The sequence below is a fragment of the Aquabacter spiritensis genome (assembly GCF_004346185.1).
GTDB classification, from domain to species: Bacteria; Pseudomonadota; Alphaproteobacteria; order Rhizobiales; family Xanthobacteraceae; genus Aquabacter; species Aquabacter spiritensis.
Genome location: NZ_SMAI01000017.1, coordinates 55,926 through 81,037 on the forward strand (window position 1 = coordinate 55,926; position 25,112 = coordinate 81,037).

The following is a 25,112-nucleotide window of genomic DNA, read 5'->3' on the forward strand; positions in this document are numbered from 1 at the left end:
GTCGGTCATGGGCATGCTCCCTGCCGCGAGCGGCCTGCGAGGGACCAGCCTCCTGTCGGGTTCCCAGATCCGGTCTCTATGTCGTGGACCGTGGTTTCGCAAAGCATAGCATGGAACACGCGGAGGTAAATGTCAGGTTCGGGCCGGTTCAGCGTCAAGATGTGGCCGGGCGAGACCGGGCGCGGGGGCGATCGGCCCGCGGGCTTCGAGCGCGATCGCCGTCGAGGCGATCACGGCCGCGATCCGCACCGCCGCCTGGATCTGCGTCTCGCTGATCCCGGCCTCGCGCAGCACCGCTTCGTGGGCGTCGATGCAGCGCCCGCAGCCGTTCATCGCCGAGACCGCGAGCGACCACAGTTCGAAATCCGCCTTCGCCACCCCGGGATTGCCGATCACGCTCATCCGCAGCCGCGCCGGCAGGCTTTCATAGGCCTTGTTCGACGCGAGATGGGTGAAGCGATAATAGATGTTGTTCATCGCCATGATCGAGGCTGCCGCCTTGGCGGCGTCGCGCGCGGCGTCGGACAGATGCGCCGCCGCCTCGGCTTCCAGCGCGTCCGCGACCTCGGCATTGCGGGTCGCGAGGCCGCACGCGACCAGCAGGCCGTAAAGCTGCTGGAGGGTGAGGCTGTCCTCGCGGGACAGCGAGGACAGGTTCAGCTTCACGTCCTTGGCGAAGGCGGGAAGCGCGGTCTTCAGGGCTTCGATCGACATCACGCCACCTTCAGCACGTCGCCGCCGACCTCGCGGTTGCACGGGCACAATTCGTCGGTCTGCAGCGCGTCGAGCACCCGCAGCGTATCCTTCGGATTGCGGCCGACATTGAGGTTGGTGGCGTAGACGTGCTGGATCACGTTGTCCGGGTCGACGACGAAGGTGTAGCGGAAGGCGACGCCGTCCGGCGAGCGCACGCCGAGCCCGTCCACCAGCGAGCCGTTGGTGTCGGCGAACGACCAGATTGGCAGGCGGTCGAGATCCTTATGGTTGCGCCGCCAGGCGAGCTTCACGAACTCATTGTCGGTGGACCCGCCGAGGACTACCGCGTCGCGGTCCGCAAAATCCCCGGACAGGCGCGCGAACTCCGCGATCTCGGTCGGACAGACGAAGGTGAAGTCCTTGGGATAGAAGAAGATCACCTTCCACTTTCCGGGGAAGCTGCGATGCGTGATTTCTTCGAAGGCGGGCTGCCCGTTCTCTTCGTGAAAATTGAAGCCGGGCTTGACCCCGGTGATGGAAAATTCGGGAAGCGGGTGACCGATACCGAGCATGTCAGTCTCCGAAATCGCGGGACGCAGGGCGCACAGCGCCGCATGGCTCCGATCTAGCAAGCGGCATGCCATCCCTGTTGCACCGCAAAATGCTTCTGATTCCAATCAGCCGCTTTCCGACAGGCGCGCCGTGTCGGGTTTGCGACACGACAGCCCGCCGCCAATGTCGCAAACGGCCGATCCGGCGCGGCGGCCCCCGCGGCTCATGGTGGCGCATGGTGGCGCATGGTGGCTTTTGGTGGCCTTGGCGGCTCTTGGAAACTCTTGGCGACCCTTGGCGGCGCGCCGGCCGCACGGCCGTTGATCGCACCGCCATTCCCGTGCGTCCCGGCGGGGATTGGGGGCCGTTGGCACGATTGTCGCTAGAGCGAGCCCGTGTCCGCCGGACCCGCGGCGCGGGGACGGAACACGGCCGCCATCCGGCGTCTGCGAGGGCGGCCGGGCCGTGCGGCGGGGACCGAGGGGCCCGCGCAGGACCAGCACCAGATGCGCCGGACCCGGCGCGGGAGGATCCGGGCAGCCCCGCGCCGCGCTGGATCGCATCCCGGCCCTTCGGGGCAGGGACAAAGGGCGGAGAGACGATGCGCGGCGAAGCCAGATTCACCCCCTCCGAGCGCGCGCCCACGGCGGTCGTGCTCGGCACCAACGACATCGCCTCGGCGGTGGCGGTCCATCTGTTCCGGGCCGGCTACGGCATCGTGCTCTCGCGCGACCACGCCCAGCCGGTTCTGCGCCGGGAGATGGCGTTCGACGACGCCCTCGTGAACGGACGCGCCACGCTTGAGGGCGTGGCGGCGCGCCCCGCCGACAATCTGGTCGAGATCCTGCGCGGCTTCACCGACCGCGCCGGCGTGATGGTGACCGGGCTCGAATTCGGCGAATTGCTCTGCCTCGGCCTGATCGACCTCCTCGTCGATGCCCGCATGCGCATGCGGGCGTTGAAGGTCGACATCCGGCCGTTCGCGCGTATGAGCATCGGCCTCGGGCCGGGCTTCACCGCCGGGCGCCATGTCGACGTCGCGGTCGAAACCGCACCGGAGGCCATCGGCGTTCTGCGCGACGGCACGACCCGCGACGCCCACGGCCGCTCCGAGCCGCTCGCCGGGATCGGGCGCGCGCGCTTTGCCCATGCGCCCGGCTCCGGGCTTTGGGAGACGGCCGCTTCGATCGGCGATCACGTGGCGCGGGACGCGCCGATCGGCACCTGCGCCGGCCTTGCCGTCCGCGCGCCGCTCGCCGGGCGGCTGCGGGGTCTGGTCCGCAGCGGCGTCGAGGTCCCGGCCGACCTGAAGTTGCTGGAGGTCGACCCGCGGACGGACGGTCCGCCGAGCTGGCAGGGGATCGGCGACCGCTCGCGCCGCATCGCGCAGGCGACGCTCGATGCGGTCGCACTCCTCGGCACGCCCGCCGCGCCGGGCGCGGCCGTCTCCTCGCATTGACGCCGTCACGCGCCGCAGGGGACCGCGCCGATAGGTGACGGATCACCCGGTGTGCCGGACCGGCTTCTGAGCGAAGACCCGCCGCCCGGCGACCTCGCCACCCGTTTTCCGGGCATCGGCGGCACCGCGGCGCGGATGGTGTTTCGCATCCGCCACCCGGCGGTCGTGTCCGCCGCCTGTGCCGTCGCCTGTGCCGGGACAGGCGCCCGCATCCTCGTGACGTCCGCGCCCTATCGGGCGAAGCCGGCCGACGTGAAGCTCGAGATCGCGTCCGCCTGACAAGCGTTCGCGACACGGCGTGTCGCGAACGCGCCGAAATCGGACGGCATCCCGACACGTCGCCGGGCAAACGCATTTTTCTATAATATTTTCAAATAATTATATCATGGCACACGGCTTGCTAGACAAGTCCGAACCCTTCTCCTCCTCGGGACCCACGAGACCTGCCATGCTCGCCAAGACGCCCCCATCCGCAAGGGATCCGGAAGACGGACGGGCCTTCGGGCACGGGTTCGACGGCGCGCCGGTCCGGCGTACGGTGCTGCTCAACGACACCACCTTGCGGGACGGCGAACAGGCGCCGGGCGTCGCCTTTTCGCGGCGCGAGAAGATCGAGATCGCCGAGGCGCTGTCGGCCGCCGGCGTGCCGGAGATCGAGGCCGGGACGCCGGCCATGGGCGACGAGGAAATCGAAACCATCCGGTCCATCGTCTCCCTGAAGCTGCCGATGCGGGTGATGGCCTGGTGCCGGATGACGGAGGACGATCTCCTCGCCGCCGCCGCGGCGGGGGTCGGCATCGTCAATCTGTCGATCCCCACGTCCGACCGCCAGTTGAAGGGCAAGCTGAACAAGGATCGCGCCTGGGCGCTGGAGGCGGTGCGCCGCACCGTCGGTCTCGCCCGCACCCTCGGCTTCGAGGTCGCGGTCGGCGGCGAGGACGCCTCGCGCGCGGATCCCGATTTCCTGTGCCGGCTCGCCGAAACGGCCTCTGCCGCCGGCGCGTTCCGCCTGCGCCTCGCCGACACGCTCGGCGTGCTTGATCCCTTCTCGACCTATGCTCTGGTGCGGCGGGTCGCCGCCGCCACCGATCTGGCGCTGGAATTCCACGGCCATGACGACCTCGGGCTCGCCACGGCCAACACGCTGGCCGCGGTGATGGGCGGGGCGCGGCACGCCAGCGTCACCGTCGCCGGGATCGGCGAGCGGGCCGGGAATGCCGCTTTGGAGGAAGTCGCCATCGCGCTGCGGCAGACGGCGCGCGAGGAGACCGGGATCGATCCCCACGCCCTCGCCCCGCTCGCCGAACTGGTCGGGGAGGCGGCGCGGCGGCCGGTGCCGCGCGGCAAGGCGATCGTCGGCGCGGACGTCTTCACCCACGAATCCGGCATCCATGTCGCCGGCCTCCTGAAGGACCGCGCCACTTACGAGGCGCTGGATCCGCATTTGTTCGGCCGCGACCACACCGTCGTCCTGGGCAAGCATTCCGGGCGTGCGGCGGTGGAGAAGGCGTTGGGCGAATTGGGCATCACGGTCGATGCCGCGCGCGGCCGCGCGGTGCTGGAGCGGGTGCGCGCCTTCGCCGGCCGCACCAAGGCGACGGTGCCGCCCGACGTGCTGCTGCGCTTCTACGAGGAGACGTTTACGCAGGCCGCCCTGCGCCGGCGCCGGTCGCGCGTGACCGGGGGCGTGTCGTGATCATGGGATCGACCCGCACCAAGGCCGAGCCGATCGCCGCCCGGCCCGGCGCGCCGGGCCTGTGGCGACAGATCCGCGAGGATGTCGCCTGCGTGAAATCGCGCGATCCGGCCGCCCGGGCGACGGTCGAGATCGTGCTGACCTATCCCGGCGTCCATGCGGTCATCTGGCATCGCCTCGCTTATGCGCTGTGGCGCGGGCGCGCGCGCTTCCTCGCGCGGTTTCTCGCCTGGTTCGCCCGGCTCCTGACCAATGTCGACATCCATCCCGGGGCGCGGATCGGCCGGCGCTTCTTCATCGATCACGGCGCGGGCGTGGTGATCGGCGAGACCGCCGAAGTCGGCGACGACGTCACGCTCTATCACGGCGTGACCCTGGGGGGCACGTCCTGGGCGCCCGGCAAGCGCCATCCCACCTTGCAGGACGGCGTGCTCGTGGGGGCGGGGGCGAAAATTCTCGGGCCGATCACGGTCGGATCTCAGGCTCGGGTCGGGGCGAATTCCGTCGTCATCGAGGATGTGCCGCCGGGCATGACCGTGGTGGGAATACCCGGCCGCGTGGTGAAGCCGCTCGCCGAGCGTCGCCGGCTCGGCGACGGCCGCATCGATCTCGAACACCATCTGATGCCGGATCCGGTGGGCGAGGCGGTGATGTCGCTGCTCGACCGGATCGAGTTTTTGGAGGCCCGCCTCGCGCACCATCACGATGAGCGGTCCCTCGCCATGGACACGCCACCGGGCTGCGATGCGCGTCCGCGGTCTGCGGCGCCGCCGCTCGCGCCGCTCGGCTGAAGGCGGCGGCGCGAGCGGCCGGCTGCCTCACGCGGTCTCGAACCGCCGCCGCACCGCCTCGATCACGGCGAGATTGCTGGTGACGACGGGAACGCCGAAGAGCCTCTCCAATTCCGGTGCGGCTTCCACCGCGCGGAAATTGGTGCAGGACACGAACAGGCCGTCCATCTCGACGCCGGTCAGGCGATCGCGCGCGAAGGCGACGATGTCCTCGGGCGTCGGCGTCGCCAGCTCGAAATTGTCCTCGATGCCCATGCCGTGGGCCGCGACGATGGTCCGGCCCGGAACCGTGGCGGCGCTCGCCACCGCGCGCGTCAGGTCTTCCACATAGGGCGTGAGGACCGCCATCCGCGCGAAATTGCGCCGGGCGAGCGCCTCATTGACGGCGGAGAGGGTGCCGAGCGCCGGGCTGCCGGCGCGTTCCCCCAGGCCGTCGCAGACCTTCTTGTCGTGTGCCGCGCCGAACAATGATCCCGCCGAGGTGCAGCCGAACACCAGAAGATCGAGCCGGGCGGTGCCGACATCCTCCGCCGCCTTCGGGGCGTAGCCGTCGATCATGTCGATCTCGCAGTCCCGCGTGCAGGTCACGAGGTACATGCGCGCGGTGTGGATCGTGTAGTGCGATTTCGGCAGCGCGGCATGAAGGTCGTTCTCCATCACCGTGTTGGAGGACGGAACGAGGAGGCCGATGCGCTTGCGGGCGCCGGCCGAAGCCTTCCGATCCACGGCGACGGCGGTCTGGATGGTCATGACGCATGCCCTTTCTGATCGGCGGCGGGATCCCGGCGGCCCCAGCCGCCGCCGCCCGCGGTCTGCATTTCGAGCCGGTCGCCCGGCGCCAGCCGGTGCGGACCGCTCTTCGATTCCAATGTCCGCGCGACGCCCGCGCCGTCGCGGATGGCGAAGCTGGCGCGCCCGCCCGGCGCGCCGCCGTCGATCCCGGCCGCGGCGGTGGATGTGCGCTCGCCGAGCACCGAGGCCTGCACGCCCGCGCCCAGAACCTCGACCACCTTGCGCACGCCCGCGCCGCCGCGCCAGCGTCCCGCGCCGCCGGACTCGGCGACGAGTTCATAGGCATGGAAGCGCAGCGGCATCTGCGCCTCCATGGCCTCCACCGGAAGGTTCATGGTGTTGCCCATATGGACGCGCATGCCGCTCTGGCCGTCGCCGCCGGACCGCCCGCCCATGCCGCCGCCGATCGTCTCGTAATGCACGAACGGCCGCCCGCGCGCCGCGTCCGGGCCGCCGAGCGTATAGACGCAGGCCGAGCCGTAGCTGCCGGCCGGCACCCGCTCGGGATAGGCCTGGCCCAGGGCCCGCAGCAGGATGTCGACGATCCGGTTCGAGGTCTCGGTATTGGCGGCGACCACGGGGGAGGGATAGCGGGCGCGCACCAGGCAGCCTTCGGGCGCGTGGACAGTGGCCGCCGCATAGGCGCCGGAATTCGGCGGGATGCCGCCGCCGGCGAGCCCGATCAGGGTGTAATAGACCGCCGAAGCGGTCACCGGGAACGGCGCGTTCACCGGTCCGCGCGCGGCCGGGGCGGTGCCGGCGAAATCGACGTCGAACGTCGTTCCTCTCTTGCGGATGCGCACAGCGATCATCAGGCTGGCCGGATCGGTGGTGAAGCCGTCGCCGTCGAGCGGTTCGCTCGCGCTGACGTCGCAATCGGGCAGCGCCGCGAGCCGGTGCTGGACCTGGAGATGGCTGTAATCCTGGGATTCCCGCAGCACCGTCTCCAATGCCGCGCGGCCATAGCGCGCGCCGAGCTCCTGCAGCCGCCGCACGCCCCGCAGATTGGCCGCCTGCTGCGCCCGGAAGTCGCCGAAGCGGTCGGAGGGCACGCGGACATTGGCGAGGATCAGATCCATCATGTCCTGCCGCAGCCGGCCGGCCTCGATGATCTTGACGGGGGGAATGCGCAGCCCTTCCTTCAGGATCTCGTCCGAGATCGAGGACGAACCCGCCGCGATGCCGCCGACGTCCGGCCAATGCACCCGCGTCGCCGAGAAGGCCACTACGGCGTCGTCGACGAAGACCGGCATCAGCAGCGACATGTCGGGCAGGTGGGTGCCGCCGAGATAGGGATCGTTGAGCAGGACGCCGTCGCCCGCGCGCCAGGTGTCGAGCGGGAAGGCGGCGAGCACGGCGCGCCCGGTGAAGGGCATGGCGCCGAGATGGACCGGGATGTCGTTGCCCTGCGCCGCCACGTCGCCGCGCGGATCGAGGATGGCGCAGGAGAGGTCGGCGGACAGGCTGAGCAGAGGCGAGAAGGAGGTCCGCATCAGGACCGTCTTCATCTCCTCGCACACCGCATAGAGCCCGTTGCGGATGATCTCGAAGGTCACGGGATCGGTGCGCATCAGGCCGGTCGTGCCGGACAAAGGCGAAAGCGCCGGGGTCATTGCCCGCCCTCCAGAATGATGTGCAGGCTGCCGTCGGGGCCGGTCTCGGCGCGGGCCGGGCCGTCGATCCAGACGGTGGCGCCCTGCACCACGACCACGGCGGGACCGGCGAAGCGGAAGCCGGGCGGGGTCGCGGCGGCGTCGAGGAACGGCACGCTCTGCTGCGTGCCGTCGGCCGCGAGCAGGGTCCCCTGGTCCGGCGGCGCGGCGGCGACGGACCGCGCGGCGGGGTGGAAGGGATCGCGCGCGCCGGCCATGCCGTCGGCCTGCGCCACGAGGCGCACGGTGACGAGTTCCGGCACCGCGTCCGGCAGGTCGAAGCCGTATTCCTTCAAATAGGCGGCGCGGAACGCGGCCTCGATGGCGGATGCGTCCGGCACCGGCGCATCGGCGGGGCCGAGGGGCAGCTTCAGCTCGAACAATTGGCCGCGGAACCGCACGTCGGCGAAGCGCGCGCGGGTGAGGCTGCGGCCGTCCAGGCTCTCCGCCGAAAGCAAATCGTCGATCTTCTCCGCGAGCGGCGCGAACACCGCGTCGAGGGCGGCGCGGTCCATTTCGGCGAGCGGGCGCAGCACCGAGCGTCCGGCATCGTGGCGGACCGGGGCGAGGAGCGCGCCGAGGGCGCTGAACATGCCGGGAAGGGCCGGCACGACGATGCGGTCCATGCCGACCTCGCGGGCGATCGCGACCGCGTGCAGCGGCCCGGCGCCGCCGGAGGGGACCATGACGAAGTCGCGCGGATCGAGTCCGCGCCGCACCGTGGCGAGGCGCACCATGTCCGCCATATTGGCGGTGGCGATCCGCAGGATGGCATGCGCGGCGCGCGCCACGTCCCAGCCGAGCGGGCCCGCAATATGGCTTTCGATCGCGGCGCGCGCGAGGTCGGGCCGCAGCGTGATGCCGGCGCGCGCCAGAGGCGCGGCGCGCAGCGTGCCGATCACGGCATGGGCGTCGGTGACGGTCGGCAGCGTGCCGCCGAGGCCGTAGCAGGCCGGGCCGGGCGTCGCGCCGGCGCTGCGCGGGCCGACCTTGATCACGCCGGCCGGATCGATCCAGGCGATGGAGCCACCGCCCGCGCCGATCTCGACCACGTCGATGACCGGCGAGAGGATCGGGAAGCCGCCGACCTGCCGCCCCTCGACCAGGCAATCGGCATAGAATTCGCTGACGAGGCGGGGCTCCCCGCCGATCACGACGCCGGCTTTGGCGGTCGTGCCGCCCATGTCGAAGGCGATCACGTTGGGCTGGCCGATCGCGGCGCCGAACCGGGCGCTCGCCATCAGCCCCGCCGCCGGACCGGATTCGACGAGATGGGCGGGATAGCGCGCGGCATTGGCGGGCGCGGTGAGGCCGCCGCTCGATTTGACGATGCGCAGCCCGGCCGCGCCGCGCGCCGCCAGTCCGGCCGCGAGCCGCTCGACATAATCGCGCACCGGCGGACCGATATAGGCGTTCACCGCCGCCGTGCTGGTGCGCTCGAATTCGCGGATTTCCGGGGCGACGTCGCTCGACACGCTGAGGAAGGCGTCCGGCAGGTGGGCGCGCAGAATGTGCGCGGCATCCTGTTCGTGGGCGGGGGCGGCGTAGGAATTGAGGAAGCAGACCGCGACCGCCTCGTAGCCGGCGGCGGCGAGGCGGCGGGCGAGCGGCGCGACGTCTTCCAACGGCGTGACGACGGTGCCGTCCGGCGCCATCCGCTCGGTCACTTCGAAGCGGTCGGCGGCGGCGATCAGCGGCGCGGAGATGCGGACGTCGAACGTATAGAGCTCGGGCCGCGCCTGGCGGCGCAGTTCGAGCACGTCGCGGAAGCCCCGGGTGGTGACGAGCGCGGTCTTGGCGCCCTTGCGCTCGATCAGAGCATTGGTGCCGACCGTGGTGCCGTGGCAGACGGTGACGCCGGCGAGGGCGTGGCGCTCGGCGATCCGCTCGACTGCGCGGAGCACGGCGATCGCCGGGTCCTCCGGGCTCGAGGGCACCTTGAACGCGTCGAGGCACGCCCCGCTGTCCATGTCGATGACGATGGCGTCGGTGAAGGTGCCGCCGACATCGATGCCGATGCCGATCCGCCCTTGGCCGGCGCCGCGGGTTTGCTGGCCTTGCCCGTCCATGCCCGGCGCTCCCCCCGGGTCGGTCAGGCCAGGTCCCGCTCGATCGCCGCCAGCGCGTCGGCGAGGCGGTCCATATTCTTCTTCAGGCCGACGTCGGAGCGCAGGAAGCGCTTGCCGAGGCCGAGGAAGGAGACCGAGCCGTCCTTCACGATCACGCCGTGCTCCAGCAGCTTGTCGAAGGCCGAGGTGGAATCGAGCCGCGGGTCGAGCACCTCGATCAGGAAGAAGTTCGAGCGCGAGCCCGGCACCATGCGGAAGGCGGTGAGGCCGGACAGCCGCTGGGCGATATAGCCGCGCATCTCGACGATGAGCGAAATGGTGCGGGCGAGGTGGTCCTCGTCGTCGAGCGCGGCGGCGGCCCCGGCCATCTGCATGTGGCCCATGTTCCAGGTCGGCTTGATCGCCCAGAGCGGGCGGATCAGCTCGGGGGCGGCGATGCCGAACCCGGCGCGCAAGCCGGCGAGGCCGAACGCCTTGGAGAAGGTGCGCAGGACGATGAGGTTCTTGAACTCCTTCAGGAGATGGAAGCCGCCCTGCGTCTCGGTGAAGTGGATATAGGCCTCGTCCAGCACGACGATGGTATCGCCCGCCGCCGCGCACACCTTGCGGATGTCCGCGTCCGACATGAGCCGGCCGGACGGGCTGTGCGGGTTGGTCAGGAAGGCGATGCGGATGTCGGGCGCCTTCACCGCCGCGACATAATCGTCGATGCGGAAATCGAAGCCCTCGCCCATCTCGACGAACACCGGGACCCGGCCCTCATTCTCGGCGAACAGGTGGTAGATCGGGAAGCAGGGCTTGTACATCAGCACCTTTTCCCCGACCCCGGCGAACGCGCGCAGGATGAAGGAGATCACTTCCGTCTCGCCGGTGCCGCACACCACCTGATCGGGATCGAAGCCGTATTTGGCGGCGATCGCGGTGCGCAGCTTCTCGCTGGTCCAGTTGGGATACTGCTCGGTGAGCGCCAGCGCGCCGGCGATCGCCAGGATCGCCTTGGGGGACGGGCCGAGCGGGTTTTCGGCCGAGCCGAGCTTGGCGACGTCGCCGACCGGGACGCCGTAGGTCGCGGCGACATATTCCCGCGACAAGCCGGGGGTGTAGGGCTCGCCGGTCTCGAGGATCGGATTGCTCAGATAGACCATGGCGCGCGTTCCCTGCCTGCGGGCCCCGAAGGGGCGATCCTGAATCGATGGGATCTTATTTCATGTCCTATGATTGTACGCAACAAAAACATAGGACACTTTTTTCCAATCCTAGGGCCAGAGCGACGCGGGCGCTAAGCGATGGCGCCGACGGCCATCTGCACGCCGACGATCCGCCGGGCAATTTCGGTCAGCGCCTGTTCGAGCAGCCCGCGGTCGGCGACCGCGCCGAGGCTGATGCGCAGCGCGTTCGGGGCCGCCGTTCCGGCGATCGAGAAATGATGCGCCGGCGAAACCAGGATCCCCGCGCGCATCAATTCCGCGCTGACCTCGTCGGCGCGCAGATGGTCGGGCAGACGCAGCCAGATGTGATAGCTCGCGCGGTCGGCTTCGAGATCCAGCGCCGGCCCGAAAATCTGCCGGGCGCGGGCGACGCGGACCAGCGCCTCGGCGCGCTGCGCCTCCACCAGATCGCGCGCCGCCCCACCCGCCACGAGGCGCGCGGCCAGCGCCGCGTGCAGTGAGGGGGCGGTCCAGTTGGTGGTGTAGAGCGCATCGCGCACCCGCCCGACCAGCGTCCGCGGCACCGCGAGGAAGCCGACGCGCAGTCCGGCGCTGACGCATTTGGACATGCTGGTGACGTGGATGGTGCGCTCCGGCATGTCGCAGAAGAAAGGTTCGCCGGCCTCGCCCGCGAGATGGCCGTAGATGTCGTCCTCTATCAGCACAAGATCCCGCCGCCGCACGATGCCGGCAATCTCCGCCCGCCGCGCCAGATCCATGCTGACCGCGGTCGGGTTGTGGGTGACCGGGGTGCACAATACCGCTTTGATCGCCTGCGTCCGGCACGCCTGCTCCAGGCCCTCCGGGCTCATGCCTTTGCGGTCGGTCGCGACCGGGACGAGCACGATGCCCAGCGCCTGGGCGAGCCGGCGGATGCCGCTATAGTTGGAAGCTTCGCAGGCGACCGCTTCGCCCGGCCGGCAGATCGCCTGGAGCGCGGCGAGAAGCCCGTCATTGCCGCCCTGCGTCAGGAGAACCTCGTTCTCGCCCGCGACGATGCCACGTTCCGCGAGCCAGGCGATTCCGGTGGCGCGGTTGGCGGCGTTTCCGCCGACGATTTCATAGCCGAACAGATCGCCCGCTTCGGCTCCGGTGAGCGCGAGGAGTGCGTCCTTGAGGAATGGTGCCGCCAGAGCGGCGAGCGGCCGGTTGACCGCGAGGTCGAGCGGCGCGTCCGAGGCCGCGGGCGGCGGCGCTTCGGCCGGGGCGAGGCCGACGACGAAGGTTCCCGAGCCGCGCCGCGTGTCGACGAGGCCGCGTCGCGCGAGATCGGCGATCGCCTTGGTCACGGTCGCCACCGTCACGCCCAGCCGTGCGGCGAGTTCGCGGTGCGGCGGCAGGCGGGCGCCCTCGGCCAGACGGCCAGAGGCGATCGCCTCTTCCATGGACTGGACGATGGCGGTGTATTTGACCGACTTGCCGGCATCGATCGACGGCATCCAGCCCGCATCGCCGGCCGGTGGAGCGTCGGACGTTTCTGGAGTGGGAGCCTGCCGCTTCGCCATGGTCGTTCCGCCTTCAGGCCCGGGCCGCACGGGGGACCGCATCCGGGGGAGGCTCCGAATGTCCTGCGACGCTGCGGCGCAAATCTAACAAAGGCGAGATGGGCTGGTAAGCCTGCGGGGGGCGGCGCATGGCTACCATCCCCCCAGCAGAAGATGCGCGCCCGGCATGTACATCAGGGCGAGGAGGAACACGGCGATCACCAAAGCGAACGGCAGCGTCGCCTTGAAGACGTCGGTGACCGGCATGCCGCTGATCGCGGAAATCACGAAGAGATTGAGCCCGATCGGCGGCGTGATGACGGCCAGTTCCATATTGACGATCAGCAGCACGGCGAAATGCACCGGATCGATTCCCGCCGCGGTCAGGACCGGAAGGAGGATCGGCATGCTGATCAGCACGACCGAGATCACTTCGAGGAACATGCCGGCGAGGATGAAGAAGGCCATCAGCCCCAGCAGCAATTGCCAGCGCTCCAGTTCGAACGCCATCAGCCATTCGAACATTGCGTGCGGCACGCGCTCGGAGGTCAGGGCGTAGCTGAACAGATTGGCGGCGGCGATGATCAGCAGGATCATGGCGGCGGTGGCGGCGGCGGAGGTCAGCATGGCCGGCACGTCGCGCAGCCGCACGCCATAGGCGAAGACGGCGAGGCCGAGCGCATAGACGCAGGCGATCGCGGCGCTCTCGGTCGCGGTGAAGATGCCGCTATAGATCCCGCCCAGAATGATGAAGGGCATCAACAGGACGCCGATGGCGTGCCAGGTCACCGCGAGGCGGGCACGCAGGGCGCGCCTGGGGGAGGGCTGGACGCCGGAGCGGCGGCCGACGATATAGGCCACGACGCACAGGATGAAGGCGAGCAGCAGACCGGGCAGCGTCGCCGCCTGGAACAGCCGGCTGATCGAGATTTCTGTGACCATTCCGTAGACGATCAGCGGAATGGACGGGGGAATGAGGATGCCGAGCCCGCCGGCGGAGGCGATCAGGCCGATGGTGAAATGCTTGCCATAGCCCCGGGCGATCATTTCCGGGATCATCACCGAGCCGATCGCGGCGGCGGTGGCGGCGGAGGATCCGCAAATCGCCGAAAAGAACGCCACCGCGATGACGGCGACCACCGGCATGCCGCCGCGATTGTGGCCGATCCAGGCGTCGATGACGTCGATGAGGCGCCGTGTCGCCCCGCTCTGGTTCAGGATCTCCGCCGCCAGGATGAAGAAGGGGATCGAGAGCAGCGAGCTGGAATTGAGCGTGGTGAAGAGGAAGGACGACACGGAGGAGGGATATTCCCCCGCCCAGAACATGTAGCCGAAGCCCGACAGGAGAAGGGCGAACGCGACCGGCGCACCGAGCAGGACACCACCACCAAACAGTCCGGCCGACAGCCACATCTCAGGGTCCTCAGGTGACGGGGAGTTCCGCGGCGGAGGGCGCGACCGCCGCGATGCCGCCGTGGAGCAGGAAAAAGATGCGCTGCAGGGTCCGCAGCGTCAGGAGCAGGCCGGCGACGGGCATGATGAGCTGCGGGATCCACATCGGCACCTCGATGGTGCCGGTGGTGTGATCGCCGAGCAGCAGGCTCTCCTCGACCAGCAGATAGCCGGAATAGAGCAGGCACAGGAACACGCCGAGCATCAGCACCTGGACGAACAGCTCCAGCGCGAACGCGGCCTTGCGGGGCACGATGTTGCTGAGCAGGTCGACGCGGATATGGGTGTTGCGCTTCACCCCGAGGCTCGCGGTGAGGAACACGCTGAAGGTCGAGCAGAAGGCGGCCAATTCGTAGATGCCGCTGATGCCGATGCCGAAGCCGGCGCGCAGGACGATCTGGGCGAACACCAGGAGCACCGCGGCGAGGAGGAACAGGCCGCCGACCTGTTCCTCCATACGGTCCCAAAGCTTGAGCAGCACCATGGTCGTGCGCTCCCCAGACTATTTCTGGATCTTCGCCACCATGGCTTTGATCTCGTCGCTCTGGGTGGCCCACACTGTCTTGGCGAGTTCGGTCCAGGCGGCGATCTGGGCGGGGGTGAGATCGACGATCTTCATGCCGCCGTCGGCCAGCGCCTTCTCGGAATTCTTGATGTTCTCGAGGGTCTGCGACTGGTTCCACTTGGTGGCTTCGGCGACCGCCTTGGTGACGCCGGCCTGCTGCTCGGGCGACAGGCGCTCCCAGCTGCGCTTGTTCATGGCGAGGCCGTAGCCGCCGACGCCCCACAGCGCGCCGCGGGTCATGGTGGTGAGCACCTCGCCCCAGCGGGCGGGGGCGGCATAGGTCGGGGTGGTGACGACACCGTTCACGACGCCCTGCTGGAGCGCGAGATAGACTTCGGTGGCCGGCATGCTGATCGGTGCGGCGCCGGACTTCTGGAGCAGCGCTTCCAGCGGCTTGGAGGGGGCGACGCGGACCTTCATGCCCTTCAGGACGTCCGGCGCGGTGGCCGGCTCGCCGCGGGTGAAGGCATAGACCGGGCCGTCGTGCCAGATGGCGAGGCCCTTGAGGCCGCGGGAATCGAGCTTGCTCAGCAGGGACTGGCCGATCTCGCCGGAAAACACGTCGATCGCCTGTTGCGGCGACTTGAACAGCATGGGCTGGTAGAAGATGTCCCACAGGCTGTCGATCGAGGAATAATAACTCGTATAGGGCGCGATGATGTCGACCTGGCCACGGGCGGCGGCGCGGATTTCCTCGACCGTCGGGACCAATTGGCCGCCGGGGAAGACGTCGACCTTGACGCTGCCATTGGTGTATTTGTCGACCAATTCGGCCAGCATCTTGGCGGTGCGGCCCTTGATGGCGGTCTCGGGCGCCTCGTGCGCCAGCTTCAGGACCACGTCCGCCGCCTGCGCGGGCAGCGCCGTCGCACCGGCCAGGAACGCGCAGAGCGCGACCGACTTCAACGTCTTCAGCATCGTGTTTCCCTCTTTGGTTTCGGCGTGCCGGGAGCGCCTGTTTCGCGCTCTTGTCCCAGACAATTCGTCAAGCGTCTTATGATTGGGTCATAATTGACGTAAGACGAAAAAATCCAAAGCCCAAAAATAGGTCATCGCACGATTTTTTGGCAGGCAAATCCCCGCGGCCCCCTCGAGCGCCGCCGCGCTGCCGGCCCCGCCGCCGTCGCCCCGCTTCCGGGGGCGTCGCCGCGGGGCCTTGTGGGGGGTGGATCGGCGGCGCGGGCGACCGGCCGCGGCGCCCCCGCTTCGGACGCCCCCTTCGGCGCTTATGCCGGATCCGGGCGCCGGGCGGCGGCGTGGACCACGCCGTCTTCGAGCAGCTTGGCGATCTGCTGCGGGGAATAGTCGCCGAACTCCGCCAGCACCCGTTCGGTATCGGTGCCCGGCGCGCGTCCGGCATGGGCGACCGCGCCGGGCGTGCGGCTCAGCTTCGGCACCGGGGCGGCCAAGGTCACCGCGCCGAGGTCCGGCTCGCTGACCTGCACCAGGGCCTCGCGGGCGCGGAAATGGGGATCCTCGAAGATGTCGGCGATGGTGTAGATCTTGGAGGCGGGCACGTCCGCCTGTTCGAGAATGCTTTCCACGGTCTTCAGATCGCGGGCGCCGGTCCAGGCGCCGATAATGGCGTCGAGGGCGTCGGCATTGCCGGCGCGGATGCGCAGGTCCTGGAAGCGGGGATCGTCGGCGAGTGCGGGCGTGCCCATGGCGGCGCACAGCCGCTTGAACAGAGGCTGCCCCCAGGCGGCGATGTGGATGTGTTCGCCGTCGGCGGTGGTGTAGAGATTGTTCGGCGCGGCGCCGGCCATGCGCGGTCCGAGGCGCTGCGGGATGGTGCCGAGCTTGTCATAGGCCGGCACGAAGGATTCCATGAGGCTGAACGCGCTTTCCGAGAGCGCGGCATCGACCACCTGGCCGCGCCCCGACGCGCCGCGCTCGGCGAGGGCGACCATGGCGCCGAAGGCGGCATAGAGGCCGGTGAGATAATCGGTCATCGGCATGGCGATGCGCGCCGGCGGGCGGTCCGGGTCGCCCGTGATGGAGCGCAGCCCGCTCATCGCCTCGCTGATGATGCCGTAGCCCGGCCGCCCGCTATAGGGCCCGTCCTGGCCGAAGCCGCTGATCCGCACCAGGATCAGGCCCGGATTGGCGGCCGCGAGCGCATCATAGCCGAGCCCCCATTTCTCGAGCGTTCCGGGCCGGAAATTCTCGATCAGGATATCCACCTTGGCCGCGAGGTGCCGGACCACGTCGCGGCCGGCCGGGGTGCGCAGATCCACCGACACCACCGACTTGTTGCGCAGGATGCTCGCCGCATAGAGCGAGACCCCCTCGTGGCTCTCGCCGAAACTGCGGATGACGTCGCCGCCGGGATCCTCGATCTTGATCACCCGGGCACCGAAATCGGCGAGCAAGCGGCCGCAGAACGGCCCGGCCACCGTCGAGCCGAGTTCGAGCACCGTGAGGCCGGCCAATGCGCCTGTCCTAAGCAATGGGAAGCTCCCCTCTACTGAGAGATGTTGCGGTAGATGGTCGTCTGCAGCTCGCGGACGAGCAGCCGATCGCCGGTGAAATAATCGTTCAGCACCTTGGTGATCAGCATCGGCTCGGCACCGCGGCCGGACTTCAGATCCGCCGCGAGCAGGCGGCCGACGCCGCGCACCGTCTCGCCCGCATAAAGCCGCCCGTGAATCTCGATGTCGCTGCCGCCATTCACCATGCCGGCGCCGGGCAGGCCGAGCCGCCGGCCGAGATTGCGGCCCATTTCGTTGACCCCCTCGCGGCCGATCGCCGTCGGATCGTCCGAGAGTGCCAGCGTGTCCGGTCGGGCCTCCAAGGCGTGGAGCGGAAAAAGCGGCGGGGCGACGACCCGGCCATGGATCGAGGCGGCCGCGGCAACCGGATCGAAATGGATCGGCGACAGATTGCCGATCGCATCGGCGAACAGCCGCAGCCGGCTGAGATCGACGGGGTAATCGGACGACAGGCGCTCCCAGTCCGTTCCGATCCAGCCGGCGATCGTCTGCGGGACCCCGTCTCCCGCCGGCCGGGCGGCATGCGCCGCCCGCAATTCAGCCGGGAACGGCGGCAGCGAAACGCCGCCGGCGCCGAGGCCGATCCGCGCCGTGCCCGAGGTCGTGAGCTTCTGCCGGGACGTGTTCCAGATCTCGATATCGACGCTTGCCACCGTCTGGTCGCCGATCGCGTCCACCGAGGCGATGGTGCCGCGCACTTCGAGGCTTTCGCCGATCAGGTCCGGGGCGAGAAACCGGAATTGTATCGTCCAGATCCAGGCATCTTCCGGAAACGCCTCCGTGAGGAACTGGACGATCACGTGCTGCTTCAGCGCGCCGTTGATCACCCGCTCCGGCAGGCCGGCGGTGCCGATCGCGAAGTCGCGGTCGTAATGGATCTTGTCCCAGTTCTGTTGCGCCGCGCACCAGCGCACCAGATGGCTGCTCGTATAGGGGCCTTTCGCGAGCGGCGGGAGGGCCAGTCCGGCTTCGATGTTCATAGGCTGCGCCATGGGCGTCCGGTCTCCATGCGCCGCAGGCGTCCCCGCCTGCGGCGCCACGATTGATCTCGTCTCTACTGGATCAGTTCGATGCCGCTCTTCTTGATCACGGCACCCCACTTTTCCTTGTCTTGCTTCATGAATGCCCGCAGGTCTTCGGGACTGCCGCCGGCCACCGTGACGCCTTCGCGCGCCAGCACCTTCTGGAAGTCCGGATCCTTCAATGCGGCGCCGAAGGCCGTGTTGAGTTTGCGCACGATGTCGGGTGGCATCCCCGCGGGACCGAGGATCGCGAACCAGAAGCTCGATTCGAAGCCGGGAAAGCCTTGGCTGGCCACGGTCGGAACGTCCGGCAATGCGGGGGAGCGTTCGAGACCCGTCACGGCGAGCGGGCGCAGGCGCTGGGTCTGGATCAGCGGCATGGCCGGCGGCAGCCCGCTGATGAGGATCGGGACATGCCCGGCCATGACGTCGGTCGAGGCCGGTCCGCCGCCGCGATAGGCGATGTGCTCGAGCTTGACGCCGGCGCGCTGCGCCAGCATTTCGCCGGAGAGATGCTGGATCGTGCCGTTTCCGGCCGTGGCGTATTTGAGGCCGCCCGGATCCGCCTTCGCCAAGGCCAGAAGCTCCGTCAAGGTCGTCGCCTTCACCTTCGGATTGACGGCAATGACATTGGGCGTGGCGCCGATCCGGATGATCGGCGTGAAATCCGCCTCATCGTCATAAGGCAACTGGCGGTACATCGTGCCGTTGGTGGTATGGCCGTTGGTTGCCAGAACCAGCGTGTAGCCGTCGGGCTTGGCCTGGGCGACGAAGCGCGTGCCGATGATGGTGTTGGCGCCCGGCTTGTTCTCGATCACGAGGGGCTTGCCGAGTTCCTTCTCCACCCGCTGGCCGACCGCACGTGCGACAAAATCCGTGCTTCCGCCCGCCGCGAACGGGACGACGAGATGAATTTCCCGCTCCGGAAAGCTCTGCGCGCCCGCCATCGTCGTGGCAGATGCCCAGAGAACGGCGGCAGCCAGAGTCCGCCGAAGAATTCGGCTCTCGTCCATCATCATTTCCTCCACCCGATATTATTGGAACGGCGGAGAGCCGTTCTTTTTTAGCCGTCGCTCCGGATTATTTGGCGTTACTCTGGCGCGACGAACTGGCGAAACCCTGGATCTTTCTGACCGGAACCGTCAACGCGTATATTCTCCAACCGGCTGTGCAGGACTTGGCGTCAATGAACTGGGACAACGTGCGGATCTTCCTGGCCGTGGCCCGCTCGGGGCAGATCCTCGGCGCGGCGCGAAAGCTCGGCCTCGACCATGCGACGGTGAGCCGGCGGATCGCCGCCCTCGAGGCGGAGCTGCATTCCAAACTGCTTGAGCGCGGGACGGCCGGGTGCACCCTGACGCGCGCCGGCGACCGGCTGCTCGCGATCGCCGAACGGGCCGAGACCAGCATGCTTCAGGTCGAATCCGAGCTGACCAGTCCGGAGGTGGAACTGGAGGGCGTCGTGCGGGTGGGCGCGCCGGAGGGGTTCGGCAGCTATTTCCTCGCTGCGGAACTCGGCGCCCTGTCCCTCAAGCATCCGAAGCTGACCTTGCAGGTGGTGCCGCTGACCCGCACCTTCTCGCTGGCCAATCGCGACGCGGATATCATCATCACCTTCGTGCGTCCGACGCGCGGCCGGATCGTTGCCAAGCAGCTCGTGACGTGCAGCCTGAATATTTATGCGTCACAGACGCATCTGAAGGAATTCGGTCCGGTCAGAACGCTCGACGATGTCGCGGGGCGGTGTCTGGTCACCTATGTCGGCGATCTGATCTATAGCCCGCCGCAGGATTATTCCGCGGAATTGCGGCAATTGATGCCGATACGGTTCGAGTGCGCCAGTGTGATCGCCCAGCTTGAGGCGGTTCGGTCCGGCGCGGGCATCGGCGTCCTCCACGGCTATGGTGCGCGGCGCTATGCGGACCTCGTGCAGATCCTGCCGGAACGGTCTTTCTATCGCACTTATTGGATCGCCGCCCGCGACGACGTGCGCGAACTGCCGCGCGTCGCGGCGGTGCACCGCTACATCGTGCGCCGGGTGCAGGGGCAGACCCATCTGTTCCAATGAAGAGGCGGGCGGGAGCCTGAGAGTGCCATGCGGGGGATCGACGATACGAAGGGCCGCGTCGGCAGCCGCCCGGACATCGGCGGTCAGGACTGAGGAAAAGGCGAGCGGGCCGCTTCTTCGTTGCGAGCGCGGGCCTCTCCGCAGAGAATGGCTTGCTCCCCCTGCACGGTCGCTTCGGCCGGAAACCCGGCATCGGCGAAATGCGCGATGCCGTCGACAAAGTGGCCGGGCATCAGGATCGAGGGCGCGATGCCAAAGCGCGCGCCGTCGTATGACAGGCTCCCGGCCGAGGGGGTCATCGCCGCCTTCGCTGCGGTTCTGGGAGCAAAGGAGGCGGGAGCGACACGGTTGGTGCCGCTCCCGATCCACAGCAAAAGCCCCGACTTTTGCTGGGAAGCGGCCGGCCGTCACGCACGGGCGAGTTCGCGAATCCTCCGTTCCACTGATTGGGCGATCCATCCGGCAACCGAGCCGAGCGCTGTTGCGCACCCCAGCCGTGCGATCGACGCCACTTCGGGCTCGAAGTGGGACGCGAAGAAGGTGATGAGCCCGATAAAGTAGCCGAGCAGGTTGTTCAGGATCGGCAATCCGCGGGCGGCGATGACAACGAGCGCGACGCCGAAGACCGTGATGGGAAAGGCAGCGTCGCCGAGGGTCGGCGTTAAGGCGCCGACGACGATCGCGGTGAGCGCGCCGATGCAGAGGCCGATCAGCACGCAGACGAAGCTTTGCAAGCCTTCGTGTGCCGATGGGCGGCGGCTGAAATAGGCGATCCACCCCATGAACATCGCCCAGGTCGGCAGTGCCAGAAGCAGGCTCGACTGAGCGGCCGACGCGGCGATCACGGCCGCTGCGATTGTCAGCGCGGCGTAAAGCCCAAAGCCTGTCTTCTCATGGGCCGCAGCCGGAGCAGGTCGCGAAGTCTCATCATGAGACATAGGTCTTCTCCTTGGTTTTCGACGTCGACAGGACGCCCGGATCACGCGATCGGACTGCGCCAACTGCAGTCGAGGTTGAACAAGAGCGTCAGCACATTCCGCCGTTCGCCCGCAGCGTCTGACCGTTGATCCAGGCCCCTTCCGGGCCGGCCAGAAACGCGACCACATGCGCGATGTCCTCGGGCTGGCCGAGCCGCTCGATCGGGGTCATCTTGGCCATCCGCTCGATCAGTTCCGGGCTCTTGTTCTCGAGGAACAGATCCGTGGCAGTCGGCCCAGGCGCCACGGCGTTCACCGTGATGTTGCGGCCGCGCATTTCCTGAGCGAGCACCTGGGTGAGGCCTTCGACCGCGGCCTTGGTCGCGATGTAGATGCCGTAGGTCGGCAGGCGCATGCCGATCACGCTGGTAGACAGGTTGATGATGCGGCCGCCCGCACGCAGGCGCTTGCAGCCCTCACGCGCGACGTTAAAGGTTCCCTTCAGATTGATGGCGATGGTCTGGTCGAAGGCGTCGTCGGCGAACTCGACGATCGGTGCGAGCCGCATCACGCCTGCATTGTTCACCACGACATCGATGCCGCCGAAGGACTGCTCGGCGGCGTCGAACATGGTCGCCACCGCCCCGGGATCGGCGACATCCGCCTGGACGGTAATCGCTTCGCCACCCGCGGCGGCGATTCTGTCGGCGATCTGCCGTGCGGGCGCCGCGCCACGGGCATAGTTCACCACGACCTTGAAACCGTCGCTGGCGAGTCGCTCCGCCACACCGGCGCCAATCCCGCGCGACGAGCCCGTAATCAGGGCCACCTTGTCCTTAACGCTCATGACATTCGCCTTTCTTGATTTGCCGCGATGCGGCTGTCTCAAGAGTTAGCGGTTCCATGAGGCCAAAAAAAATGTATAAATATCATGTCAATAATGACTAAAAGTATGTCTCATGAGCTTCGATAGCCGATTGCTGAGCGGGATAGGAGTGGTGGTCGCGGTGGTCGCGGCGGGCAGCTTCGCGCGTGCCGGGGAGGCGATGGGGCTGACTCAACCCGCCGTCAGCCGCGCGGTTGCACGGTTGGAAGATCGCGTCGGCATCCGGATCTTCAACCGCACGGCACGGGCGATCTCGCTCACCGACGAAGGGCGCCAGTTCTACGAAGCCGTGGCACCATTGCTCGCCGGCATCGAGGACGCGGCCGTCAGCGCGGGAAAGAGCAAGGCGCTGGTGCGCGGCCGGTTGCGGGTGAATGTCGATGGAACTTTCGGGCATTATGTTCTGGCGCCGCGGCTGGGCATGTTTCTCGACCGCTATCCCGAACTTTCGGTCGAGGTCAGCGTCCGCGACAGCATGGGTGATCTGGTCGGCGAAGGGATCGACGTCGCCGTCCGGTTCGGCGCGCCCGAGCCGTCGTCGCTCAAGGCACGCCTGTTGCTGGAAACGCGCGTGCTGACATGTGCGTCCCCCGCTTATGTCGCGAGGCACGGTGCTCCGATGCGTCCCGAAGACCTCCGGGACGGCCATCAGTGTCTGCTGATCCGCGATCCTGCCACGGGCCGTCCGTTCGAATGGGAGTTTCACCGAGGCGCAGACGTCGTCCCGCTTGCTGCGCCCGGCCGCCTGATTGTCAACGATACCGGTTCACTGCTCGGCGCATGTCTGGGGGGCGGCGGGGTAGCCCAGCTTCTGGAAATCTATGCCCAGGATCTCATCGCCCAAGGGCGACTGGTCCATGTGCTGCCGGATTGGGCCGATGAAACCTTCCCGCTCTATGCCGTTTACCACAGCTCGACACTGGTCTCGGCCAAGGTGCGGGCCTTCCTCGACCTGATCCGCGGCTTGGCGTCCTGAACGTGCCGTTGCTCTAGCCGGCGATCATTCCATTGATCTTTTGCGCCAGGGCGTCGAGCGTGAAGGGCTTGGAGATCATCTCCATCCCAGGTCCCAGGAAGCGCGCCTGCTCGACGGCGCGTTCGGTGTAGCCGGTCACGAACAGGATCTTCAGGCTCGGCCGGTGCCCGCGCGCGAGCGTCGCCAATTGCCGGCCGTTCATGCCCGGCAGGCCGACATCCGTGATCATCAAATCCAGGCGGATGTCGGAGGCCAGGATGGGCAGCGCGGCCGGCGCATCGCCGGCCTCGATGCAGGCATAACCGAGGTCGCGCAGGACTTCGCCGATCAGCAGGCGCACCGCCGGGTCGTCCTCGACCAGGAGGACCGCTTCGCCGGAGCCGTTCGGGCTCTGGGCGACCATAAGCGGCGCTTCGTTCGCCAATTGGCCTTTGTGTCGCGGCAGATAGAGACGGACCTGCGTGCCCGCTCCGGGCTGGCTCTCGATCCGCACATGGCCGCGCGACTGCTTGGCGAAGCCGTAGATCATCGAGAGGCCGAGCCCGGTGCCCTGGCCGATCGGCTTGGTGGTGAAGAACGGCTCGAACACCTTGGCCAGAACCTCCGGCTCCATGCCCGCGCCGGTGTCCTGCACCTCGATCAACGTATAGTGCCCGGGTTCGAGGACATCCTGGCCATGCCGCTCGGCCCGTGCAACCACGGTGTTCGTCGTGGAGATGGTCAGCGCCCCGCCGTCCGGCATGGCGTCACGCGCATTGATCGCGAGATTGAGGAGCGCATTCTCCAACTGGTTCGCGTCGGACAGGGTGGGCCAGAGATCGGGCGCGAGATCGGTCCGCAGCCGGATCTGTTCGCCGAGCGAGCGCGTGAACAGGTCCTCCATGCCGCGGATCAGCTCGTTGGCGTTCACCGCCTTGGGATCGAGCGGCTGGCGGCGGGCGAAGGCGAGCAGCCGGTGGGTCAGGGCGGCCGCGCGGTTCGCCGAGGCCGAGGCGGCATCCATGAAGGGCTGCACGTCGTGGGTCTGGCCGGCCTTGATCCGCCGGTTGACGAGGTCGAGCGCGCCGATGATCCCGGTCAGGAGATTGTTGAAGTCGTGGGCGATGCCGCCGGTCAGCTGACCGATCGCCTCCATCTTCTGGGATTGCCGCAGGCCTTCCTCGGCATCGCGCAGCGCCTGCTCGGCCTCGCGCTCGGCGGTCACGTCGCGGCCCACCGCCTGAAGGCGGCCATCGGCGGCGACCGCGCTCCAGGCGACGCGCCGATAGTCGTTGGTCCGGGTCCGGATGCGCAATTCGAACAGACGCGGCGTGCGCACCTGGGAGAAGGAGTCGAGAATGGCGCGGAAGCCGTCCCGGTCCTCCTCGGCGACGAAGTCCACGATATCGGCCCCGACCAATGTCTCCTCGGTCCAGCCGAAGAGCGGCCCCCACGCCGGATTGATGGCGGTGATGGTGCCGTCGAACTGGGCGACCATCATTACGTCGGTCGAGAGCCGCCACATGCGGTCGCGGTCGGCGGTGCGTTCCGCCACCCGGCGTTCGAGGGTCTGGTTGAGGTGTCGCAGCGCCTCTTCCGCAGCGCGCCGCTCGTTGACGTCGCGCAGGATCGCGGTGACGAACACCCGCGAATTGCTGAGCCATTTGGAGGCGGTCGCCTCCATGTAAGACAGCGAGCCGTCGCGGCGCCGCACGACGATCTCGATCGGGTGGGGGAAGGTGCCGTCCGCGAGCACCGTCTTCCAGGCGTCCGACCACGCCGCGCGGTCGGGCAGAAGCGGCTCGAACGGCTGGTTGAGCAGCGCATTCTCCGCGTATCCGAGCTTGCTCGCCGCCGCGATATTGGCGAACTGGATGATCCCGCCGGCATCGAGGGTCAGGATCGCGTCGGAGGCGCTGTTCATCACCGCGTCGTAGCGCGCATTCTGGCGCTCGCGGAGCACCCGCTCGCGATGCACCGCCATGGTGATGTCGGCGATCTGGATCAGGCACCAGCCATAAGGGCGCTCCCCCACCGGCCGAACGGTGACGTTGTGGAACAGTTCGGCCCCGGCCCGGGTGCGCAGCGGCAGAAGGTTCGGGTGGAGCGTATGGGTCAGGAAGGCGGACGCGCCGGCCTCCAGGGCTTGCGTGACAGCCGAGGAGATCCAGCGCATATCGGTGCCGGGAAAGAGACCATCCAGGGGCTTGCCGATCGCGGCGGCGGACGCGATCCCGCTCGCGGCCGCGAGCCAGGCGTTCCAGACCACGACGTGGCGCGCGGTATCGACCACGATCAGCCCGGTGTCCTGGGCGTCGGCCACGTCGCCCCAAAAGGTGTGCCCCGATCCAGTCAT

At 68.5% G+C, this 25,112-nt stretch carries 23 protein-coding genes; 6 read left to right on the plus strand and 17 right to left on the minus strand.

All coding sequences use genetic code 11. The annotated features are described in order from the left end of the window. Positions 1-132: 132 nt before the first annotated feature. Both ahpD and EDC64_RS20715 read right to left on the minus strand, forming a co-directional pair. Positions 133-714, minus strand: a complete 582-nt coding sequence (gene ahpD / locus EDC64_RS20710) for an alkylhydroperoxidase, AhpD family (protein WP_132034974.1) — start codon at positions 712-714, stop codon at positions 133-135. Next, complete coding sequence (locus EDC64_RS20715) at positions 714-1,268, minus strand: peroxiredoxin (RefSeq protein ID WP_132034976.1); 555 nt, start codon at positions 1,266-1,268, stop codon at positions 714-716. Before EDC64_RS20715 ends, ahpD begins: the two co-directional genes overlap by 1 nt. 581 nt (positions 1,269-1,849) lie before the next feature. On the opposite strand from EDC64_RS20715, the gene EDC64_RS20720 reads away from it, so the two are divergent. The 4 genes from EDC64_RS20720 (at position 1,850) to cysE (ending at position 5,194) form a co-directional block, all read left to right on the plus strand. Then, entirely contained in the window at positions 1,850-2,707 is an 858-nt protein-coding gene (locus tag EDC64_RS20720; RefSeq protein ID WP_132034977.1) for a hypothetical protein, read from the plus strand. Between the two features lie 51 nt (positions 2,708-2,758). Next, positions 2,759-2,986: a hypothetical protein gene (locus tag EDC64_RS20725; protein WP_132034979.1), complete on the plus strand. Its 228-nt coding sequence runs from the start codon at positions 2,759-2,761 to the stop codon at positions 2,984-2,986. Positions 2,987-3,155: 169 nt separating this feature from the next. Continuing rightward, positions 3,156-4,403, plus strand: coding sequence for a homocitrate synthase (gene nifV, locus EDC64_RS20730; RefSeq protein WP_132034981.1), 1,248 nt, complete (start codon positions 3,156-3,158; stop codon positions 4,401-4,403). A gap of 2 nt (positions 4,404-4,405) precedes the next feature. After that, positions 4,406-5,194 carry a serine O-acetyltransferase gene (gene cysE, locus EDC64_RS20735; RefSeq protein ID WP_132035078.1) on the plus strand — a complete coding sequence of 263 codons (789 nt, stop codon included), beginning with the start codon at positions 4,406-4,408 and terminating at the stop codon, positions 5,192-5,194. 27 nt (positions 5,195-5,221) lie between these two features. On the opposite strand, the gene EDC64_RS20740 is transcribed toward cysE, so the two are convergent. The 11 genes from EDC64_RS20740 to EDC64_RS20790 all read right to left on the minus strand — a co-directional run bounded on the left by EDC64_RS20740 (position 5,222) and on the right by EDC64_RS20790 (position 18,943). Further along, on the minus strand, positions 5,222-5,944 hold the full coding sequence (locus EDC64_RS20740) for a maleate cis-trans isomerase family protein (RefSeq protein ID WP_132034983.1): 723 nt from the start codon (positions 5,942-5,944) through the stop codon (positions 5,222-5,224). After that, complete coding sequence (locus EDC64_RS20745; protein WP_132034985.1) at positions 5,941-7,599, minus strand: hydantoinase B/oxoprolinase family protein; 1,659 nt, start codon at positions 7,597-7,599, stop codon at positions 5,941-5,943. The genes EDC64_RS20740 and EDC64_RS20745 overlap by 4 nt, the downstream gene beginning before the upstream one ends. Then, positions 7,596-9,707, minus strand: coding sequence for a hydantoinase/oxoprolinase family protein (locus EDC64_RS20750; RefSeq protein ID WP_132034987.1), 2,112 nt, complete (start codon positions 9,705-9,707; stop codon positions 7,596-7,598). Before EDC64_RS20750 ends, EDC64_RS20745 begins: the two co-directional genes overlap by 4 nt. Before the next feature lie 23 nt (positions 9,708-9,730). Next, a complete protein-coding gene (locus tag EDC64_RS20755) occupies positions 9,731-10,852 on the minus strand; it encodes a pyridoxal phosphate-dependent aminotransferase (RefSeq protein ID WP_132034989.1) in 1,122 nt (373 codons plus the stop codon). Between the two features lie 134 nt (positions 10,853-10,986). After that, positions 10,987-12,354 carry an aminotransferase-like domain-containing protein gene (locus EDC64_RS20760; protein WP_165933839.1) on the minus strand — a complete coding sequence of 456 codons (1,368 nt, stop codon included), beginning with the start codon at positions 12,352-12,354 and terminating at the stop codon, positions 10,987-10,989. A gap of 198 nt (positions 12,355-12,552) precedes the next feature. Next, complete coding sequence (locus EDC64_RS20765; protein WP_132034993.1) at positions 12,553-13,812, minus strand: TRAP transporter large permease; 1,260 nt, start codon at positions 13,810-13,812, stop codon at positions 12,553-12,555. A gap of 10 nt (positions 13,813-13,822) precedes the next feature. Then, positions 13,823-14,335 carry a TRAP transporter small permease gene (locus tag EDC64_RS20770; RefSeq protein ID WP_132034995.1) on the minus strand — a complete coding sequence of 171 codons (513 nt, stop codon included), beginning with the start codon at positions 14,333-14,335 and terminating at the stop codon, positions 13,823-13,825. Positions 14,336-14,353: 18 nt separating this feature from the next. After that, entirely contained in the window at positions 14,354-15,334 is a 981-nt protein-coding gene (locus EDC64_RS20775; protein WP_132034997.1) for a TRAP transporter substrate-binding protein, read from the minus strand. 308 nt (positions 15,335-15,642) lie between these two features. After that, the gene (locus EDC64_RS20780) at positions 15,643-16,848 is read right to left on the minus strand and encodes a CaiB/BaiF CoA transferase family protein (protein WP_207916151.1); all 1,206 of its coding nucleotides are present in this window, start codon (positions 16,846-16,848) and stop codon (positions 15,643-15,645) included. A 32-nt stretch (positions 16,849-16,880) separates the two neighbouring features. Continuing rightward, positions 16,881-17,900, minus strand: coding sequence for an FAS1-like dehydratase domain-containing protein (locus tag EDC64_RS20785; RefSeq protein ID WP_132035001.1), 1,020 nt, complete (start codon positions 17,898-17,900; stop codon positions 16,881-16,883). Positions 17,901-17,962: 62 nt separating this feature from the next. Next, positions 17,963-18,943 (minus strand): Bug family tripartite tricarboxylate transporter substrate binding protein, encoded by a 981-nt coding sequence (locus EDC64_RS20790; RefSeq protein WP_165933840.1) that lies wholly within the window; start codon positions 18,941-18,943, stop codon positions 17,963-17,965. Between the two features lie 173 nt (positions 18,944-19,116). Here EDC64_RS20790 and EDC64_RS20795 point away from each other — a divergent pair, with 173 nt between their 5' ends. Further along, on the plus strand, positions 19,117-19,998 hold the full coding sequence (locus tag EDC64_RS20795; protein ID WP_132035005.1) for a LysR family transcriptional regulator: 882 nt from the start codon (positions 19,117-19,119) through the stop codon (positions 19,996-19,998). Between the two features lie 83 nt (positions 19,999-20,081). On the opposite strand, the gene EDC64_RS20800 is transcribed toward EDC64_RS20795, so the two are convergent. From EDC64_RS20800 to EDC64_RS20810, 3 genes are all read right to left on the minus strand, one after another. After that, on the minus strand, positions 20,082-20,297 hold the full coding sequence (locus EDC64_RS20800) for a hypothetical protein (protein WP_132035007.1): 216 nt from the start codon (positions 20,295-20,297) through the stop codon (positions 20,082-20,084). A 108-nt stretch (positions 20,298-20,405) separates the two neighbouring features. Further along, on the minus strand, positions 20,406-20,936 hold the full coding sequence (locus EDC64_RS20805) for a DUF1097 domain-containing protein (RefSeq protein ID WP_132035009.1): 531 nt from the start codon (positions 20,934-20,936) through the stop codon (positions 20,406-20,408). An 88-nt stretch (positions 20,937-21,024) separates the two neighbouring features. Continuing rightward, positions 21,025-21,762, minus strand: coding sequence for an SDR family oxidoreductase (locus EDC64_RS20810; protein WP_132035011.1), 738 nt, complete (start codon positions 21,760-21,762; stop codon positions 21,025-21,027). Between the two features lie 112 nt (positions 21,763-21,874). On the opposite strand from EDC64_RS20810, the gene EDC64_RS20815 reads away from it, so the two are divergent. Further along, positions 21,875-22,777, plus strand: a complete 903-nt coding sequence (locus EDC64_RS20815; RefSeq protein ID WP_132035013.1) for a LysR family transcriptional regulator — start codon at positions 21,875-21,877, stop codon at positions 22,775-22,777. A 13-nt stretch (positions 22,778-22,790) separates the two neighbouring features. On the opposite strand, the gene EDC64_RS20820 is transcribed toward EDC64_RS20815, so the two are convergent. Then, a complete protein-coding gene (locus EDC64_RS20820; RefSeq protein ID WP_132035015.1) occupies positions 22,791-25,112 on the minus strand; it encodes a PAS domain S-box protein in 2,322 nt (773 codons plus the stop codon).

What these genes read in the sequence shown, in the direction of transcription:
- ahpD (WP_132034974.1), bottom strand. Translation starts at nt 714, where the DNA reads ATGTCGATCGAAGCCCTGAAGACCGCGCTTCCCGCCTTCGCCAAGGAC.
- EDC64_RS20715 (WP_132034976.1), bottom strand. Translation starts at nt 1,268, where the DNA reads ATGCTCGGTATCGGTCACCCGCTTCCCGAATTTTCCATCACCGGGGTC.
- EDC64_RS20720 (WP_132034977.1), top strand. Translation starts at nt 1,850, where the DNA reads ATGCGCGGCGAAGCCAGATTCACCCCCTCCGAGCGCGCGCCCACGGCG.
- nifV (WP_132034981.1), top strand. Translation starts at nt 3,156, where the DNA reads ATGCTCGCCAAGACGCCCCCATCCGCAAGGGATCCGGAAGACGGACGG.
- cysE (WP_132035078.1), top strand. Translation starts at nt 4,406, where the DNA reads ATGGGATCGACCCGCACCAAGGCCGAGCCGATCGCCGCCCGGCCCGGC.
- EDC64_RS20740 (WP_132034983.1), bottom strand. Translation starts at nt 5,944, where the DNA reads ATGACCATCCAGACCGCCGTCGCCGTGGATCGGAAGGCTTCGGCCGGC.
- EDC64_RS20745 (WP_132034985.1), bottom strand. Translation starts at nt 7,599, where the DNA reads ATGACCCCGGCGCTTTCGCCTTTGTCCGGCACGACCGGCCTGATGCGC.
- EDC64_RS20750 (WP_132034987.1), bottom strand. Translation starts at nt 9,707, where the DNA reads ATGGACGGGCAAGGCCAGCAAACCCGCGGCGCCGGCCAAGGGCGGATC.
- EDC64_RS20755 (WP_132034989.1), bottom strand. Translation starts at nt 10,852, where the DNA reads ATGGTCTATCTGAGCAATCCGATCCTCGAGACCGGCGAGCCCTACACC.
- EDC64_RS20760 (WP_165933839.1), bottom strand. Translation starts at nt 12,354, where the DNA reads ATGCCGTCGATCGATGCCGGCAAGTCGGTCAAATACACCGCCATCGTC.
- EDC64_RS20765 (WP_132034993.1), bottom strand. Translation starts at nt 13,812, where the DNA reads ATGTGGCTGTCGGCCGGACTGTTTGGTGGTGGTGTCCTGCTCGGTGCG.
- EDC64_RS20770 (WP_132034995.1), bottom strand. Translation starts at nt 14,335, where the DNA reads ATGGTGCTGCTCAAGCTTTGGGACCGTATGGAGGAACAGGTCGGCGGC.
- EDC64_RS20775 (WP_132034997.1), bottom strand. Translation starts at nt 15,334, where the DNA reads ATGCTGAAGACGTTGAAGTCGGTCGCGCTCTGCGCGTTCCTGGCCGGT.
- EDC64_RS20785 (WP_132035001.1), bottom strand. Translation starts at nt 17,900, where the DNA reads ATGGCGCAGCCTATGAACATCGAAGCCGGACTGGCCCTCCCGCCGCTC.
- EDC64_RS20790 (WP_165933840.1), bottom strand. Translation starts at nt 18,943, where the DNA reads ATGGACGAGAGCCGAATTCTTCGGCGGACTCTGGCTGCCGCCGTTCTC.
- EDC64_RS20795 (WP_132035005.1), top strand. Translation starts at nt 19,117, where the DNA reads ATGAACTGGGACAACGTGCGGATCTTCCTGGCCGTGGCCCGCTCGGGG.
- EDC64_RS20800 (WP_132035007.1), bottom strand. Translation starts at nt 20,297, where the DNA reads ATGACCCCCTCGGCCGGGAGCCTGTCATACGACGGCGCGCGCTTTGGC.
- EDC64_RS20805 (WP_132035009.1), bottom strand. Translation starts at nt 20,936, where the DNA reads ATGTCTCATGATGAGACTTCGCGACCTGCTCCGGCTGCGGCCCATGAG.
- EDC64_RS20810 (WP_132035011.1), bottom strand. Translation starts at nt 21,762, where the DNA reads ATGAGCGTTAAGGACAAGGTGGCCCTGATTACGGGCTCGTCGCGCGGG.
- EDC64_RS20815 (WP_132035013.1), top strand. Translation starts at nt 21,875, where the DNA reads ATGAGCTTCGATAGCCGATTGCTGAGCGGGATAGGAGTGGTGGTCGCG.
- EDC64_RS20820 (WP_132035015.1), bottom strand. Translation starts at nt 25,112, where the DNA reads ATGACTGGATCGGGGCACACCTTTTGGGGCGACGTGGCCGACGCCCAG.